16 protein-coding genes and 1 other RNA gene are annotated in these 13,838 nt (G+C 63.3%); 10 read left to right on the forward strand and 7 right to left on the reverse strand.

The features are described 5' to 3' along the window. Positions 1-74 precede the first annotated feature (74 nt). From ACTXGA_RS13740 to ACTXGA_RS13765, 6 genes are all read left to right on the forward strand, one after another. Positions 75-1,040 (forward strand): ester cyclase, encoded by a 966-nt coding sequence (locus tag ACTXGA_RS13740; RefSeq protein WP_443394533.1) that lies wholly within the window; start codon positions 75-77, stop codon positions 1,038-1,040. Next, the gene (locus tag ACTXGA_RS13745; protein ID WP_443394535.1) at positions 1,037-1,630 is read left to right on the forward strand and encodes a class I SAM-dependent methyltransferase; all 594 of its coding nucleotides are present in this window, start codon (positions 1,037-1,039) and stop codon (positions 1,628-1,630) included. Before ACTXGA_RS13740 ends, ACTXGA_RS13745 begins: the two co-directional genes overlap by 4 nt. A 140-nt stretch (positions 1,631-1,770) precedes the next feature. Continuing rightward, on the forward strand, positions 1,771-2,481 hold the full coding sequence (locus ACTXGA_RS13750; RefSeq protein ID WP_443394537.1) for an alpha/beta fold hydrolase: 711 nt from the start codon (positions 1,771-1,773) through the stop codon (positions 2,479-2,481). 41 nt (positions 2,482-2,522) lie between these two features. Then, positions 2,523-2,903, forward strand: an RNA gene (rnpB, locus tag ACTXGA_RS13755) — RNase P RNA component class A. A gap of 108 nt (positions 2,904-3,011) precedes the next feature. Further along, positions 3,012-3,179: a 50S ribosomal protein L33 gene (rpmG, locus tag ACTXGA_RS13760; RefSeq protein WP_008233681.1), complete on the forward strand. Its 168-nt coding sequence runs from the start codon at positions 3,012-3,014 to the stop codon at positions 3,177-3,179. A gap of 108 nt (positions 3,180-3,287) precedes the next feature. After that, positions 3,288-3,794, forward strand: a complete 507-nt coding sequence (locus tag ACTXGA_RS13765) for a GNAT family N-acetyltransferase (protein ID WP_443394539.1) — start codon at positions 3,288-3,290, stop codon at positions 3,792-3,794. Between the two features lie 3 nt (positions 3,795-3,797). Here the strand turns inward: ACTXGA_RS13765 and ACTXGA_RS13770 are convergent, their stop codons facing one another. The 3 genes from ACTXGA_RS13770 to ACTXGA_RS13780 all read right to left on the reverse strand — a co-directional run bounded on the left by ACTXGA_RS13770 (position 3,798) and on the right by ACTXGA_RS13780 (position 5,439). Beyond that, positions 3,798-4,259 carry a cupin domain-containing protein gene (locus ACTXGA_RS13770; protein WP_443394540.1) on the reverse strand — a complete coding sequence of 154 codons (462 nt, stop codon included), beginning with the start codon at positions 4,257-4,259 and terminating at the stop codon, positions 3,798-3,800. An 86-nt stretch (positions 4,260-4,345) separates the two neighbouring features. Then, positions 4,346-5,131 (reverse strand): Bax inhibitor-1/YccA family protein, encoded by a 786-nt coding sequence (locus tag ACTXGA_RS13775; RefSeq protein WP_443394542.1) that lies wholly within the window; start codon positions 5,129-5,131, stop codon positions 4,346-4,348. Positions 5,132-5,259: 128 nt separating this feature from the next. Continuing rightward, the gene (locus ACTXGA_RS13780) at positions 5,260-5,439 is read right to left on the reverse strand and encodes a hypothetical protein (RefSeq protein WP_443394544.1); all 180 of its coding nucleotides are present in this window, start codon (positions 5,437-5,439) and stop codon (positions 5,260-5,262) included. 125 nt (positions 5,440-5,564) lie between these two features. Between ACTXGA_RS13780 and ACTXGA_RS13785 the strand changes: the two genes are divergently transcribed. After that, entirely contained in the window at positions 5,565-6,413 is an 849-nt protein-coding gene (locus ACTXGA_RS13785) for a LysR family transcriptional regulator (RefSeq protein ID WP_443394546.1), read from the forward strand. A 12-nt stretch (positions 6,414-6,425) separates the two neighbouring features. On the opposite strand, the gene ACTXGA_RS13790 is transcribed toward ACTXGA_RS13785, so the two are convergent. Then, positions 6,426-6,824: a hypothetical protein gene (locus ACTXGA_RS13790; protein WP_443394548.1), complete on the reverse strand. Its 399-nt coding sequence runs from the start codon at positions 6,822-6,824 to the stop codon at positions 6,426-6,428. 55 nt (positions 6,825-6,879) lie between these two features. Then, positions 6,880-7,935 (reverse strand): alkane 1-monooxygenase, encoded by a 1,056-nt coding sequence (locus ACTXGA_RS13795; protein WP_443394550.1) that lies wholly within the window; start codon positions 7,933-7,935, stop codon positions 6,880-6,882. Positions 7,936-8,101: 166 nt separating this feature from the next. Between ACTXGA_RS13795 and ACTXGA_RS13800 the strand changes: the two genes are divergently transcribed. Beyond that, on the forward strand, positions 8,102-9,787 hold the full coding sequence (locus ACTXGA_RS13800; protein WP_443394552.1) for an NAD(P)H-dependent oxidoreductase subunit E: 1,686 nt from the start codon (positions 8,102-8,104) through the stop codon (positions 9,785-9,787). Between the two features lie 7 nt (positions 9,788-9,794). Here ACTXGA_RS13800 and ACTXGA_RS13805 read toward each other — a convergent pair whose 3' ends face one another. Continuing rightward, positions 9,795-10,685, reverse strand: coding sequence for a lytic transglycosylase domain-containing protein (locus ACTXGA_RS13805; RefSeq protein ID WP_443394554.1), 891 nt, complete (start codon positions 10,683-10,685; stop codon positions 9,795-9,797). A 98-nt stretch (positions 10,686-10,783) separates the two neighbouring features. Here ACTXGA_RS13805 and ftsY point away from each other — a divergent pair, with 98 nt between their 5' ends. Further along, the gene (gene ftsY / locus ACTXGA_RS13810; RefSeq protein ID WP_443394556.1) at positions 10,784-12,022 is read left to right on the forward strand and encodes a signal recognition particle-docking protein FtsY; all 1,239 of its coding nucleotides are present in this window, start codon (positions 10,784-10,786) and stop codon (positions 12,020-12,022) included. Positions 12,023-12,102: 80 nt separating this feature from the next. On the opposite strand, the gene ACTXGA_RS13815 is transcribed toward ftsY, so the two are convergent. Further along, a complete protein-coding gene (locus ACTXGA_RS13815; protein ID WP_443394558.1) occupies positions 12,103-12,798 on the reverse strand; it encodes a VPLPA-CTERM sorting domain-containing protein in 696 nt (231 codons plus the stop codon). 115 nt (positions 12,799-12,913) lie between these two features. Here ACTXGA_RS13815 and ACTXGA_RS13820 point away from each other — a divergent pair, with 115 nt between their 5' ends. Further along, positions 12,914-13,816 carry an EamA family transporter gene (locus ACTXGA_RS13820; protein ID WP_443394560.1) on the forward strand — a complete coding sequence of 301 codons (903 nt, stop codon included), beginning with the start codon at positions 12,914-12,916 and terminating at the stop codon, positions 13,814-13,816. The last annotated feature ends 22 nt before the right edge of the window (positions 13,817-13,838 follow it).

Here is a 13,838-nt window from a genome sequence, read left to right on the forward strand (position 1 = left end):
GCCAGCATGACACCCATGAAACAATCAGCATTGGAACCACGCGCCTGCGCCGTTTTGCCGGGCGAGGCACGGCAATGATTCAGGATCAGGACATGACGGGCCGGGACTTTCCCGATTTCCTGCAGGCCGTCAGCTATGAGATCTGGGAGCAGCGGGGGCTGGCCGCGCGGGCACAGGTCTATTACCACCCGGACGTCATCCTGCGCAGCGCCGGCGGCGTGCAATTCGGCGTGCAGTCGGTGGCGGGCTATGCCTATTCCGTGCTGACCGGGATGCCGGATCGGCGGTTGCTGAGCGAGGATGTGATCTGGTCCGGCAGTCCGCGTGTCGGGATGCTGGGCTCTCAGCGGATCCTGTCCATGGCCACGCATCGCGGCGACGGGCTATTGGGTGCCGCCACGGGCAAGCGGCTGCAATATCGTGAAATCATGGACAGTTACGCAAAGCGTGACCAGATCAGCGATGTCTGGATGATCACGGACACAGGTGCGATCCTGCGGCAGTTGGATCGCACGGCCGAAGAGTGGGCGCGGGAACTCCTGCCGGGGATCGACGCTGACTCGCAGCCGCTGACGCCGCGTGTCGATGTGACCGGGCCTTACACCGGGAACGGCAATTCCGTCCAATGGGGGGAAGCCTTTGCCAATGTTCTGACAGTGATGATGAGCGGGGATTTTTCCGGCGTGCCAGAGCAATACGACCGTGCCTGCCACCTGTTCTACCCCGGCGGGGTCGAGGCGCACGGCTGGGACGCGGCGGATGAATTCTGGCTGGGGCTGCGGGCGGCGATGCCGAATGCGCGGTTCGAAATCCATCACCAGATTGGCATGGAAGAGCCGCTGATGCCGCCGCGCGCCGCGCTGCGTTGGTCGCTGAAAGGGCGGCACGAGGGCTGGGGCGCGTTTGGCCGGCCATCGGGTGCCGAACTTTTCGTCATGGGGATCAGCCATGTGGAGTTCGGTCCGGGCGGAGTGCGCCGGGAATGGACGCTGTATGACGAGGCGGCGATCTGGCTGCAGATCCTTTCGCAGACAGGATGAGCCTGCACGCCACCTATGAACGACAGGCGGCCCGGTATGACGCGGATCGGGACCAATCTTTGTTCGAACGTCCGTGGCTGGACCGGGTGCTGACGGATGTAGCGCCGGGCGCGGCGGTGCTGGACCTTGGCTGCGGGGCGGGCAGGCCGATCGGTGTTTTTCTGGCCGGGGCCGGGTTTGCCGTGACCGGCGTGGACTTTTCTGCCGCGATGCTGCGGCTCTATGCCGAGGCTGTTCCAAATGCTGAACGGGTTCAGGCGGACATGCGGGCACTGGCGTTGAACAGGCAGTTCGACGCAATCATCGGCTGGGGCAGTTTCTTTCATCTAAGCGAGGAGGAGCAGCGGATCGCGCTGCCTTTGATCGCGGATCACCTTGCGCCGGGGGCGCGGCTGCTGCTGACGGTCGGCCCGGAGGCCGGAGAAGCCTGGGGTACGGTCGGCGGAGAGGCAGTTTATCATGCCTCGCTATCAGAGGCAGAGTATCGCGCGATCCTTGCCGCCGCAGGTGTATCGGTGGAGGCGTTTGCGCCCAATGATCCGGACTGCCGGGGCCATTCGCTGCTGCTTGCGCGGCGGAATGCGGCCTGACGCAGGGTGGCCACTTTCGCTTGCCGAACCGTCTGATAGGGTGCCGCAAATGGCAATGGGGTCGGGCGTTCCGCGCCCGGTACATCGGATGTTTCGAGTAACAGCGGCTGTCCACCGGAACAGAACAGGCGAGGCGGGCAATGACTGAACCCGTCGTCTTTCTGCCGGAAATGATGTGTGATGCCCGCCTGTTCTGGCCGCAGATCATCGACCTGTCGCGCGACCATGCTGTCATGGTCGCCCCGATCACCGCAGGTGAGCGGATCGAGGAAATCGCCTCTTCGGTTCTGGACATGCTGCCAACCCGCTGCGCGCTGGCGGGGCTGGGGCTGGGCGGAATCATTGCCATGGAAATCTATCGCCGCGCGCCGGAACGGGTGACGCGGCTGGCGCTGATGGATACCTCTCCGCTGGCCGATACGCCGCAGGTCTCTGCCCTGCGCGACCCGCTGATCATCCGCGCCCGGTCTGGTCGGCTGGACGAGGTGCTGACGCAGGAACTGACCCAAGAGGATCTGGCCCCGTCGCCCTATCGCAAGGACATCCTGGCATTGGTGTCGGAGATGGGGATGGAACTGGGCGTGGATGTCTACGTCCGGCAGGCGCGCGCGCTGCAGCGGCGGCGCGATCAGCAGGGCACCCTGCGGCGGATCACGGTGCCGACGCTGGTTCTGTGCGGCGAACGGGACAACCTGTGCCCGGTCAAACGCCACAGTTTCATGGCCGAGATGATTCCCAAGGCCGAGTTGTGCATTGTCGAGGACGCGGGCCACCTGCCGGTGCTGGAACAGCCCGAGGCCGTCATCGCAGCCCTGCGCGGTTGGCTGGCGGAGCCGCTGCTTTTGCGTTGAGTCCTTGACCGCATGGCAACCGGCGCCTATGTGCCTCTCGCGCGGAAGGCCGGACGGCCGCTTGCAGTTTGCGAGAGGAAAGTCCGGACTCACCGAAGCACCGGTGCCGGGTAACGCCCGGGCAGGGCAACCTGACGGACAGCGCCACAGAAAACAGACCGCCTGTCCCACGGGACAGGTCAGGGTGAAACGGTGGGGTAAGAGCCCACCGGGGGACTGGCAACAGGACCCGCATGGCAAGCCCCACCGGGAGCAATGCCGAATAGGGATCGTGGGCGCCTCCGGGCGCAGGGCTGCTTCCGCCCCAGCGATCCGGGTTGGCAGCTAGAGCCGCGTGGCAACGCGCGGTCCAGAGGAATGGTCGTCTGAGGGCGGGGAAACCCGCCCAAGAACAGAATCCGGCTTACAGGCCTTCCGCGCATGATCTTTTGGCCAAACCCGTGTTGACTCGGGGCGCGTCTGCGGTAAAAGGCGGGCTTCATACGGATTTCACACTGGGCAGCCGTGCCCCGTGTTGCAGGAGACGACCCATGGCGAAGCCCACCACAATCAAGATCCGCCTGAACTCCACAGCAGGCACCGGCCACTTCTACGTGACCAAGAAAAATGCCCGGACCATGACCGAGAAGATGGTCATCAAAAAGTACGACCCCGTTGTGCGCAAGCACGTGGAGTACAAAGAAGGCAAGATCAAGTAAGCCATCCTTGGCTGACTTTGACCCGCAAGGGCCGCGCGAGGGATACCTCACGCGGCCCTTTCGTCGTTGTCGTTGGAGGGGAGCGCCGATGCTGACGGGAAAGAGCGGATGACAGGGGCGATATCCCTGCGCCGCGCCGATCGCGATGATATCGGCGCGCTGGACCGGATGTTTCAGCGCAGCTATTCGCGGCTGCTGGCACCGGATTATCCGCCCTCGGTGCTGGTCATCGCGGTGCCCGTCATGGCCCGTGCGCAGCCGGCGCTTGTTGCCTCCGGTTCCTTTTTTGTTGTGGAGGATGCCAAGGGGCAGGTTCTGGGGGCAGGGGGCTGGTCCCGGCAGGCCCCGGGTGACGGCCGCGCGCAGCCCGGCCTTGGCCACGTGCGGCATGTGGCCACCGACCCCGAGGCAGTCCGCCGTGGCGTTGGCCGCATGTTGCTGGATCATATCATGGCAGAGGCGCGCGCAGAGGGCCTGGCCGCGCTGCATTGCATCAGCACCCGGACGGCGGAACCCTTTTATGCCGCCATGGGATTCGAGGCCGAGGGCGCAACAGAGGTGACCCTGCGCGGCGGCATCGCTTTTCCGGCGGTCGCAATGCGGCGCGTGTTGTAGAGGTCAGCCTTGCAGCGGTTCTGCAGGGGCTCCATTCAGGCGCGACCAGCGGCGTTCCTCTTCGCTGCTCCGCTCGATGTGCTGAACGCGGTCTTCGGTGGGATAGTGGACACGGTCCCGAGGGGCACGCGTGCCGACAATCAGCAGCCGCACAGGTGCGTCGCTGCGATTCACGAATGTGTGCGGCACCTCGACCCCGGCCTGAAAGGTTGCCGCGGCGCCAGTTGTCAGCACGTCTTCGTTATCACCTTCGATCAGCGTCACCGTGCCGTCGAGGACATAGACCAACTCATCCTCGCTTTCGTGCCAGTGGGGATAAGAGGTTCTTGCACCGGGAGAGAGGATTTCAACCACGACGCCGAATTGCGTCAGGTCTCCGCTGTCGCTGTACAAAAGCGCCTCGTAGGCGCCAAGCGCCCCGTCCCCGGATTTCCGGCGCACGGTGTCTTCGGTAATGATCGGCATGTCGTCTCCCACGGCCCCTCGGCACACACGAAAAAGGGCCGGTCTTTCGACCGGCCCTCTCCCTATAACACGTTTGGCGCGAATTGTTACTCGCGGCTGCCCAGCAGTTGCAGCAGGAACATGAACATGTTGATGAAGTCCAGATAGAGGTTCAGCGCGCCCATGATGGCGGCCTTGCCCAGCCATTCCTTGTCACCATGTGCCGCGTGCTGGATGTAGGTGTTCTTGATGTTCTGCGTGTCGTAGGCGGTCAGGCCCGCGAAGATCAGAACACCCAGGATCGACACGGCAAACTGAATCGCCGGGCTGCCCAGGAAGATGTTGATGATCGAGGCGACCAGCAGGCCGATCACGCCCATGATCAGGAACGATCCCCAGCCAGAGATGTCCTTCTTGGTGGTGTAGCCCCAGAGGGACAGACCGGCGAAGGCGATCGAGGTGGTCAGGAAGACCTGAATGATCGACAGGCCGGTGAAGACCAGGAAGATCGAGCTGAGCGACAGTCCCATCAGGACGGCAAACACGTAGAACACCAGCTGCACGCCCGAGGCGTTCAGGCGGTTCACGGCGGCCCCGAAGCCGAAGAAGATGAAGGCCAGCGGGGCGAACATGATCACCCACTTCAGCGGAGACAGGTACAGCGCCTGTCCAAGGCTGGTCAGGTACTGGCCGTCGCGGAACATCACCGCACCCGCCGACGGGTCAGTGGTCACTGCCAGACCAGAGATGGCCCAGGCCGCGAGGAAGGTGATGAATGTGCCCACGGACATGGTGCCGTAGACCTTGTTCATGTGGGCGCGCAGGCCCTCGTCAATCTGGGCAGCGCGTGCGCCGGAGACGCCAGCTGCCCGGACCGTTTCATATTCTGCCATAAAAGCCTCCGTTGGATTCCGATTGGCCGGGCGCGCGTGCACCCGGGGGTTCCTAGGGAATATCGGTGGAGATTGTGGAATTTTCAAGATTTTCGACGCAGTCCGTGGGTTAAAGATGCGCCTTTTTCTCAGATATCTCGGTCCCGTTCGACCCAGTGGTCCGGCGCGTTCCAACGCGGGGCCGTTTCCTCGGCTCCTGCAGCGCCGCGGCGTCTGTCGGGAACGGCACGGAACAGGGGTGTTTCGGACTGCGGTCTGCGCTGGCGCAAGGCCAATCCGGGAAAGAGCGGGTCAAGGGCGCAGATCATGAGGGTCTCCTTCACAGATTTTGATGGATTGATGTGTTTTCAACTTCCTTGTTGATGAATGTGCGCCGCTGTGATTGATATTGGAAGTGAATGTATGTGACGTTACCCATCATGAGGTGTGATGCATGAGGAATTTGGATGTAACCACCTTGCGCTCTTTCGTCGCCGTGGCGCAGGCAGGCGGGGTGACGCGCGCGGCCGGGTTCCTGAACCTGACGCAATCCGCCGTTTCCATGCAGATCAAGCGGTTGGAAGAGATGCTGGACCAGAAACTGCTCGACCGCTCTGGTCGCGGGGTGTCGCTGACCCCGGCAGGGGCACAGTTGCTGGGCTACGCGCAAAAGATGGTCGAGCTGAACGACGAGGTCTACACCCGCCTGACCGACAATGGCTGGGAGGGCGAGATCAAGTTGGGGGTGCCGGTGGATATCGTCTACCCGGTGATCCCGCAGGTCCTTGCCCGGATGGGTCGCACGCATCCCCGGGTCCGGGTCAACCTGTTCAGTTCGTTCACCCGGGTGTTGAAAGCCCAGTTTGCGCGCGGAGAGATGGACATCATCCTGACGACCGAATCCGTGGTCGAAACCGGTGGAGAGACCCTGCTGGACGTGCCGCTGCGGTGGATTGGGGCGCCGGACGGGCAGGCGTGGCGGCAGAGGCCGCTGCGGATTGCCTTTGCCCGAACCTGCGGGTTCCGGGAAGAGGCGATGCGCCGGCTGGACGCGGCGGGGCTGGACTGGGAACTGGCGGTGGATTCGGACAGCGACACGACGATCGACGCAACGGTCAGCGCGGATCTGGCGATCACCGCGCGGCTGGACGGGCATTTCGCAGAGTATCTATCGCCTATTGTCGGGGGTGGCCTGCCCGATCTCGGGATGCAGAAGATCAACCTTTACATCGGCACCGGGCAACCGGCCATCGTTGACAGCCTTTGTGACGATATCAGGCAAAGCATGGCCGCCCTGGGCTGACGCCCGGCGCGGTCAGACGCCCACGTCCGGACCAAGGCACATCATCGGCTCATCGTCCTGGGTGGCCTCGTAGAGCACGGTGCTGGCCGGATCGTTTTCAAAGACTGCGCGCAGGCCGGTCCCTTCCTTGAAAAAGCTCCAGCATTGCGGAGCGGGATCGTCCTCGTAGACAAAGCAGATCTGGCCGGCGTCTTCATACCAGAAACCGTCCTTGCATTTGCCGTCGAGGAAGGACCAGCGCACCTGTCTGTCCGGCAGGTATTCCTCGACCCCATAGGCGTTGCCGTAGAGGCCGAAGTACAGCGTCTTGCCGGTTACGTAGGATTCAAAGTCAGAGGCCGACATGGGCTCTGCCGCCAGCGCGGGCACAGCTGTCAGGCAGGACAAGGCAATGGCGAAGATCTGTTTCATGACCGCGAAAATGCCAGATGTGCCGCGGCTTCGGTAGTCAGGGATTCATGAATGGTTAACCATAGGCGGTGTCTGGCCGGTGCACTGGCCCCGTGGCGGCCTGTACGCCGGACCAGCGCAGGGCACGACGGTCCATGACCCGGCGCCAGACCGGGGGCGCAAGGGCGATCACCGCCATGACCGGCAGGCTGTAGGGCAGGATCGGCATGCTTGGGCGGTCGATTTCCAACCCCGGATAGGGGCGCGCAGGATGCGCATGGTGATCGGAATGGCGGGGCGCATTCAACATCAGGGCTGAGGAAAAGCCATGTGGCGCGTTCCAGCTGTGCTGCGGGCCGACCGGCTCAAACCGGCCAGAGGCCAGCGAACGGCGGCGCAACCCATAGTGTTGCACGTAGTCCGAAAGCAGCAGTTGCACCTGCACATAGGCAGACATGATCACGAGGATCAGCACCCCTTTGCCCCCGGCCAGCCCGGCGGCCAGCGCCAGAGAGGCCGCCGACAGCCCCGCATAGACAAGGTAGGGGTGCAGCCCCTCAGCCTTGTGGTGGCGCAGCCGCGATTCGGCCTCCAGTCCGCGGCGAAACGAACCCACCCAGGCGCGCACCGCAAAAGCATAAAAGCTTTCGCCAAAGCGCGCCGAATTCGGGTCCAGCAGTGTCGCGGCGTGAAAGTGGTGCACGCGCAGATGGGCCGAGGCGTGATGCCCGAACAGGACCGAGCCATAGACCGCAACGCCCAGACGCCGCATCCAGCGCGGCGCGCGGTGGATCAACTCATGCGCGTTGGAGTTGCTCACCTGTCCAAGGTAGAGCGAAAGTGCAAAAAATATCAGGGTCTTGTCCAGGATCGGCATGGCGCTGACGGCAATCGTCCAGACGCCACCGTAAAGCAGCGGAAAATGCAGGATCCCCAGCAGGATCGACAGTGCATCCCCCGTTGGGAACTCCTGCCCGGGATGATCCGCCGCCGCCAGGGCGACGACCCGGTCCATGAACCACGTGAAGACAGAAACATAGAGCAGCGCAAGCGCCGGAAAGGGCCGCCCGATCAAAAGGGCCGCCGCCAAGAGCGCAACCATGGCCAATGTGGCGAGCGCAAATCTGATCATGTCTGTTCCCATATCTCCCACGATTTAACATATCGGAACTTTCCGTTCCGCCTGAGGCGATTTCAGGGGTTTTTCTGGGCGTTTGCCTGCGCAAATCGGTCGTTTTCCGGCGCCGCAAACCGGCGAACTGGCTATAAGGTCCGCGCAAGGACACAAGGAGAGCGGCATGGCACTCGACGAACGCAAGGGCGTCTGGAAATCGGGCAAGGGCAAGGGGCGGGTGACGCCCAAGGGCCGCCAGATCGACGATCAGGCCCTTGCAGAGGTGCGCGCGCTGCTGGAAGACCGCCCGCGCCGGCGCGACCTGCTGACCGAATTCCTGCACCTGATCCAGGACGCGCATAAATGCCTGTCTGCGGCCCATCTGCGGGCCTTGGCCGAGGAAATGCGCCTTTCGATGGCCGAAGTCTATGAAGTGGCCAGCTTCTACGCCCATTTCGACATCGTGCGCGAAGGGGAATTGCCGCCCCCCGCGCTGACGATCCGAGTGTGCGACTCTCTCTCCTGCGAGCTGGCCGGGGCGGAACAGCTGCGCGCGGCGCTGGAGGACGGCTTGGACCCTGAACAGGTGCGTGTCCTGCGCGCGCCCTGCATGGGCCGGTGCGACACTGCCCCGGTGCTGGAATTGGGTCACAACCATATCGACCATGCCACCGTCGACAAGGTCCGCGCCGCGATCGCCGCGGGCGACACCCATGCGCATATGCCCGATTATCAGGGGTTTGCGGCCTATTGTGCAGACGGGGGCTATGACGCGCTGAAGGATCTGCGCGCCAATGGCGACTGGGAAGCGGTTCAGGACAGGGTGCTGGCGTCGGGCCTGCGCGGGCTGGGCGGGGCCGGTTTTCCGTCCGGCAAGAAATGGGGCTTTGTGCGGGCCAACGAAGGTCCGCGCTATCTGGCCGTGAACGGTGACGAAGGGGAGCCAGGAACCTTCAAGGACCGCTTTCACCTTGAACGGGAGCCCCATGTTTTCCTTGAGGGAATGCTGATCGCCGCATGGGCGGTCGAGGCCGAGCGCTGTTATCTCTACATGCGCGATGAATACCCGGCGCTTCTGGAGATCCTGCGGCGCGAGATCGTCCTGATCGAAGATGCCGGCATCGTGGAAAAGGGCTTTATCGATCTGCGCCGGGGCGCCGGTGCCTATATCTGCGGCGAAGAAAGCGCGATGATAGAGTCGATCGAAGGCAGGCGCGGTCTGCCCCGCCATCGCCCGCCCTATGTGGCGCAGGTCGGCCTGTTCGGCCAGCCCACGCTGGTCCACAATATCGAGACGCTTTATTGGGTCGCCAAGGTCTGCCGCGAGGGGCCGGAGGTTCTGTCTTCCACCGAAAAAAATGGGCGCAAGGGGCTGCGCTCCTATTCGGTCTCTGGGCGTGTGGCGACACCGGGCGTCTACCTGTTGCCCGCCGGGTCGACCATTCTGGACATCATCGAGGCTGCGGGCGGCATGGCTGAGGGGCACAGCTTCAAGGCCTATCAGCCGGGCGGCCCGTCCTCGGGACTGTTGCCTGCATCGATGGATGATATTCCGCTGGATTTCGACACTTTGCAGCCGCACGGATCCTTCATCGGCTCAGCGGCGGTCGTGGTCCTGTCGGACAAGGACAGCGCCAAGGACGCGGCGCTGAACATGCTGCGCTTCTTCGAGGATGAAAGCTGTGGCCAGTGCACGCCGTGCCGCGTCGGGTGTGAAAAGGCGGTCAAGCTGATGAGCGCGGAACGCTGGGAACAGGGCTTGCTGGAGGAACTGTGCCAGGCGATGGCGGATGCCTCTATCTGCGGACTGGGGCAGGCCGCGCCGAACCCGATCCGGCTGACCATGAAACACTTTCCCGACGAGGTCTGACAAGGCGTCAGTCGTTTCGGTAGACGGCGCAGACACAGCCAGAAGCCTTGAGCCTGCGGCACAGATCCCATGCTGCATCGCGGGTGGTCCGGCCAAGGCGGGCCATGAAATACCCGCCTTTCGGGCTGGCGCGGCTCTTTTGCCAGACCAGATCGGGGGTTTCCTGACCGACGACACCGGCGCAGGACCGGGCGCGCTGCCGGAACTGGGTCAGCGCGCGATCCTTGGTGGTGCCAAAGGCCATCTGTACGCCCCACGGCGGGCGGGATGGTTCCGGGCTGGGGTAGGCGGTCAGGCGGCGATTGTGCGCCAGCGCGTAACAGGCGGCGCGAAACCCCTTGTCGGGGTCCAGTGAAAAATCGGGCTTGTCGGGTGTGGCATCGCGCCATGTCTCTGCCGACAGGCCGGTGATGATCCGTACATAGTCAATGGTTTCGCGGGCCAGTCCGCCGGTCCGCGTCACCAACCCGTCGGCGCGCCGTTCACCACCATTGTAGGCCACTGCTGCCAGCCCGTGATTGCCGTATCGCCGACGCAGCTCTCCGAGGTATTCGGCAGAATATTCAAGCGCTTCGGCCGGGTTATAGGGATCTTTCAGCCCGCGCAGCTTGGCCGTGGAAGCAATGAATTGCGCGATCCCCTGAGCATCTGCGTGGCTGAGCGCGTTCGGGTCAAAACGGCTTTCCTGCCAGATCAGGCGCGCAAAGAAATGCGGGTCCAGCCGGTGCTCTGTCGCGAAGCGTTCCAGCGCCTGACAGGTGTCATGCACAAAATGCGCTGGCCGGATGCACTGGACATGCCCAAAGGCCCCGGCCGAGCACATCGTCCCGGCCTCTTCTTCAGCCGCCGCCCCATGCACCAGAGCAAGAAACGCCAGGACCTGTACCCACACCCGCATGAGCGCATTAACCGGCGCGGGCGCGCGGCGGTCAACTCACACTTTTATTAGAGGCCCGAGCGTATTAGGTGAGAGGGATATCTTTGACAGGCGGCACCATGTCCTTTTTCGGCAAACTCAAGAACAAGTTGTTCAAATCCTCGTCCAAGCTGGATGAGGGACTGGACGCGATCGTGCAGGATGGCGGCGAGGAAACCGCCCCCGATCTCGCGCCCGAACCGGCAACACCGGCGGTGCCGGAACCGGAACCGACGCCGGAACCGAAGCTGACGCCAAAAGCTGAACCGACGCCGAAACAGGAACCGGCACCAGAGCCGACGCCGGAGCCAATGCCCATAGAGCAGGCCGTTGCACCTGCACCCGCACCCTCAGCAGAGCCTGCGCCGAAAGTAGAACCAGCCCCGTCTCAACCCGCCGCATCGCCAAAACCCGAGGCCGACAAGCCGCGCGCGGGTTTGCTGTCCCGGTTCATGGGCCGGCGGGAGGACAGCGCGCCCGTGGTGCGGCGCGTCTTGGACGACGACATGCTGGAGCAGCTCGAAGAGCTGCTGATCGCCTCGGACATGGGCGTCGATACCGCGCTGCGTGTCACTGCCAACATCGCCGAAGGGCGCTTTGGCAAGAAACTCTCCGTTGACGAGATCAAGCAGGCGCTGGCGACAGAGATCGCCCGCATCATGGAGCCGGTGGCCCGGCCCCTGCCGCTTTATGCCAAGAAACCGCAGGTGGTGCTGGTGGTGGGCGTCAACGGGTCCGGCAAGACCACGACCATCGGCAAGCTGGCCAGCCAGTTCAAGGCAGCGGGCAAGAAGGTCGTGATCGCGGCGGGCGATACCTTTCGCGCGGCGGCGGTGGAACAGCTTCAGGTCTGGGGAGACCGTGCCGATGTGCCGGTGTTGACAGCGCCCGAAGGGTCGGACCCCGCCAGCCTTGCCTTCGACGCCATGACACGGGCGCAGGCGGAAGGCGCGGACCTCCTGATGATCGACACGGCGGGGCGTTTGCAGAACCGCGCCGACCTGATGGAGGAACTGGCCAAGATCGTCCGCGTGATCCGCAAGAAGGACCCCGACGCCCCGCACAACACGCTGTTGGTGCTGGACGCCACCACCGGCCAGAACGCCATCAGCCAGGTCGAGATTTTCCGCAAGCTGTCGGACGTGTCGGGCCTTGTGATGACAAAGCTGGACGGCACCGCAAAGGGCGGTGTTCTGGTGGCGCTGGCGGACAAGTTCGGCCTGCCGATCCATGCCATTGGCGTGGGGGAACAGATCGACGATCTGGCTCCCTTCGACCCCGAGGAATTTGCCGCCGCGCTGACCGGCCTCGAGGGCTGATACCCGCAACTCTGCGGGTCGGCGCGATCAGGGCGGCGGGACGATACCTGTCTTGTGGCCTGTATACGTGACTGATGGCATCAGGTGCGGCGGCTCATCGCCAAGGCCGCGATGCCAGCAAGCAGCATCAACCCGCCAGCGGGCAGTGGGACAGGAGCGATTGGTGTTTTGTCACCGCGAAGCTGAAACGAATACGGATAGCCAGCGTTCTTCTCCAGATCGAAAGTCCCGACGCTCAACGCCCCTCCGCTGTCCGCACCGAACGCGGCAAGATAGAATTCCATCGAGGTGACCTCAGTGTATGCCGAGAGATCGACATCCGCATAAATCCTGGGACTTGCCGAGTCGCCAAAATCGTCGCTCAAAAGCACCGTCGCGGACCCGCCGTTGATCGTGGCCAGAAGCTCGAACTGCCGGGGACCCGTGCTGGACCGGTCCAGCAGGATGTCAAATGCATCGAGGTCATAGGCTTTCGTGCTGCTGAAACTCCAATTCCAGAAATTGCCGTTTGTGATTGCGGCGATGCTGTCGGTGTTCACGCTGCCATCGCCGTTGGTCCAATCACGCCAGTTCCATGTGGAACCGGTATTCGCAACAAGGCCTGACCCGGCCGTCATTTCCGTGGCTGTCACGCCGGTACCCGTCGCGCTTGCGGCAAGGGTCGGCGTGGTCAGGCTGGGGCTTGTGACAAATTCCAGAATGGTTGCGGCCTGCACTGCCGATCCCGCAAACAACAGTGCCGATCCAAGAAATAGATTCTTCATGTCACCTCCCAATTGAGCGTCCTAATAACAGATGGGTAAGCGCCTTCATTGGCCAACTCAAGTCGCTCGCAGGTGTTGTTGAACCCTCCGCGGAGAAAGCGCACAAAAGCGCGGCAACGGAGGAAGAATGTCTCAGTATCTCCTGTCAATCGAAGGCACCGAAAGCGGGCATACACTTGCGCTTGTTCTGGCCCTGCTTGCGGCCTTTCTGCATGCGGTCTTTGGCGCGCTGCAAAAGGGTCGGCACGATCCATGGGTGACGCGCGTCGCCATCGACATCAGCCTTGTGGTCCTGTCCTTTCCGATGCTTTTTCTGGTTCCTTGGCCGGAGCCGCACATGTGGCCGATCTTTGCCGGGATGGTGGTGATCCATTTCATCTACAAGATCCTGCAGGCGATGGCCTACACGCGTGGCGCCTACACGGTTGTCTACCCGGTGGTGCGCGGCACCGGCCCGCTGTTTGCGGTGATCGGTGCGTGGCTGATCTTTGGTGAGAGTTTCACAGCGACGCAGTGGCTGGGCCTTGGTGTCCTGCTGGCGGGGATTTTTGGCCTTGCGGTCTACAACCTGATCTTTCTGGAAACCGCGCGTGAAACGCTTGCCCCGGCGCTGGGCTATGCGTTGGCGACCGGGCTGTTCGTGGCGCTTTACACCACCTATGACGCCTATGGCATCCGGGCGACCGCGGATCCCTTTACCTTTCTGGCGTGGTTCTTTTTCCTCGCGGCGCTGGATTTTCCGATCCTGATGATGGTGACACCGCTGCGCCATCGCCTGTCGGGCGTTGCGCTGCGCCCGCTGATGGCGCGCGGGGTGATCGGAGCGTTGGTCGCCTTTGGATCGTTCGGCGCGGTCATGCTGGCCACGCGGCTGGACAAGGTGGGAGAGGCGGCTGTCCTGCGAGAGACCTCGACGGTTTTCGCCGCCGTCATCGGCTGGCTGGTACTGCGCGAAACCGTGGGACCACGGCGCATCACCTTGATGGCCCTGATCGCCCTTGGTGCGGTCATCGTTGAGGTTGGCGGCTGAAGCGCCTATTTGATGCGGAAAC

This window comes from Antarctobacter jejuensis, assembly GCF_052266595.1.
Taxonomy (GTDB): domain Bacteria; phylum Pseudomonadota; class Alphaproteobacteria; order Rhodobacterales; family Rhodobacteraceae; genus Antarctobacter; species Antarctobacter jejuensis.

Coding starts and splice junctions, on each gene's coding strand:
- ACTXGA_RS13820 (WP_443394560.1), top strand. CDS start 12,914: ATGTCTCAGTATCTCCTGTCAATCGAAGGCACCGAAAGCGGGCATACA.
- ACTXGA_RS13780 (WP_443394544.1), bottom strand. CDS start 5,439: ATGATCTGCGCCCTTGACCCGCTCTTTCCCGGATTGGCCTTGCGCCAG.
- ACTXGA_RS13785 (WP_443394546.1), top strand. CDS start 5,565: ATGAGGAATTTGGATGTAACCACCTTGCGCTCTTTCGTCGCCGTGGCG.
- ACTXGA_RS13775 (WP_443394542.1), bottom strand. CDS start 5,131: ATGGCAGAATATGAAACGGTCCGGGCAGCTGGCGTCTCCGGCGCACGC.
- ACTXGA_RS13740 (WP_443394533.1), top strand. CDS start 75: ATGATTCAGGATCAGGACATGACGGGCCGGGACTTTCCCGATTTCCTG.
- ACTXGA_RS13790 (WP_443394548.1), bottom strand. CDS start 6,824: ATGAAACAGATCTTCGCCATTGCCTTGTCCTGCCTGACAGCTGTGCCC.
- rpmG (WP_008233681.1), top strand. CDS start 3,012: ATGGCGAAGCCCACCACAATCAAGATCCGCCTGAACTCCACAGCAGGC.
- ACTXGA_RS13770 (WP_443394540.1), bottom strand. CDS start 4,259: ATGCCGATCATTACCGAAGACACCGTGCGCCGGAAATCCGGGGACGGG.
- ACTXGA_RS13800 (WP_443394552.1), top strand. CDS start 8,102: ATGGCACTCGACGAACGCAAGGGCGTCTGGAAATCGGGCAAGGGCAAG.
- ACTXGA_RS13805 (WP_443394554.1), bottom strand. CDS start 10,685: ATGCGGGTGTGGGTACAGGTCCTGGCGTTTCTTGCTCTGGTGCATGGG.
- ACTXGA_RS13745 (WP_443394535.1), top strand. CDS start 1,037: ATGAGCCTGCACGCCACCTATGAACGACAGGCGGCCCGGTATGACGCG.
- ACTXGA_RS13795 (WP_443394550.1), bottom strand. CDS start 7,935: ATGATCAGATTTGCGCTCGCCACATTGGCCATGGTTGCGCTCTTGGCG.
- ACTXGA_RS13765 (WP_443394539.1), top strand. CDS start 3,288: ATGACAGGGGCGATATCCCTGCGCCGCGCCGATCGCGATGATATCGGC.
- ACTXGA_RS13750 (WP_443394537.1), top strand. CDS start 1,771: ATGACTGAACCCGTCGTCTTTCTGCCGGAAATGATGTGTGATGCCCGC.
- ftsY (WP_443394556.1), top strand. CDS start 10,784: ATGTCCTTTTTCGGCAAACTCAAGAACAAGTTGTTCAAATCCTCGTCC.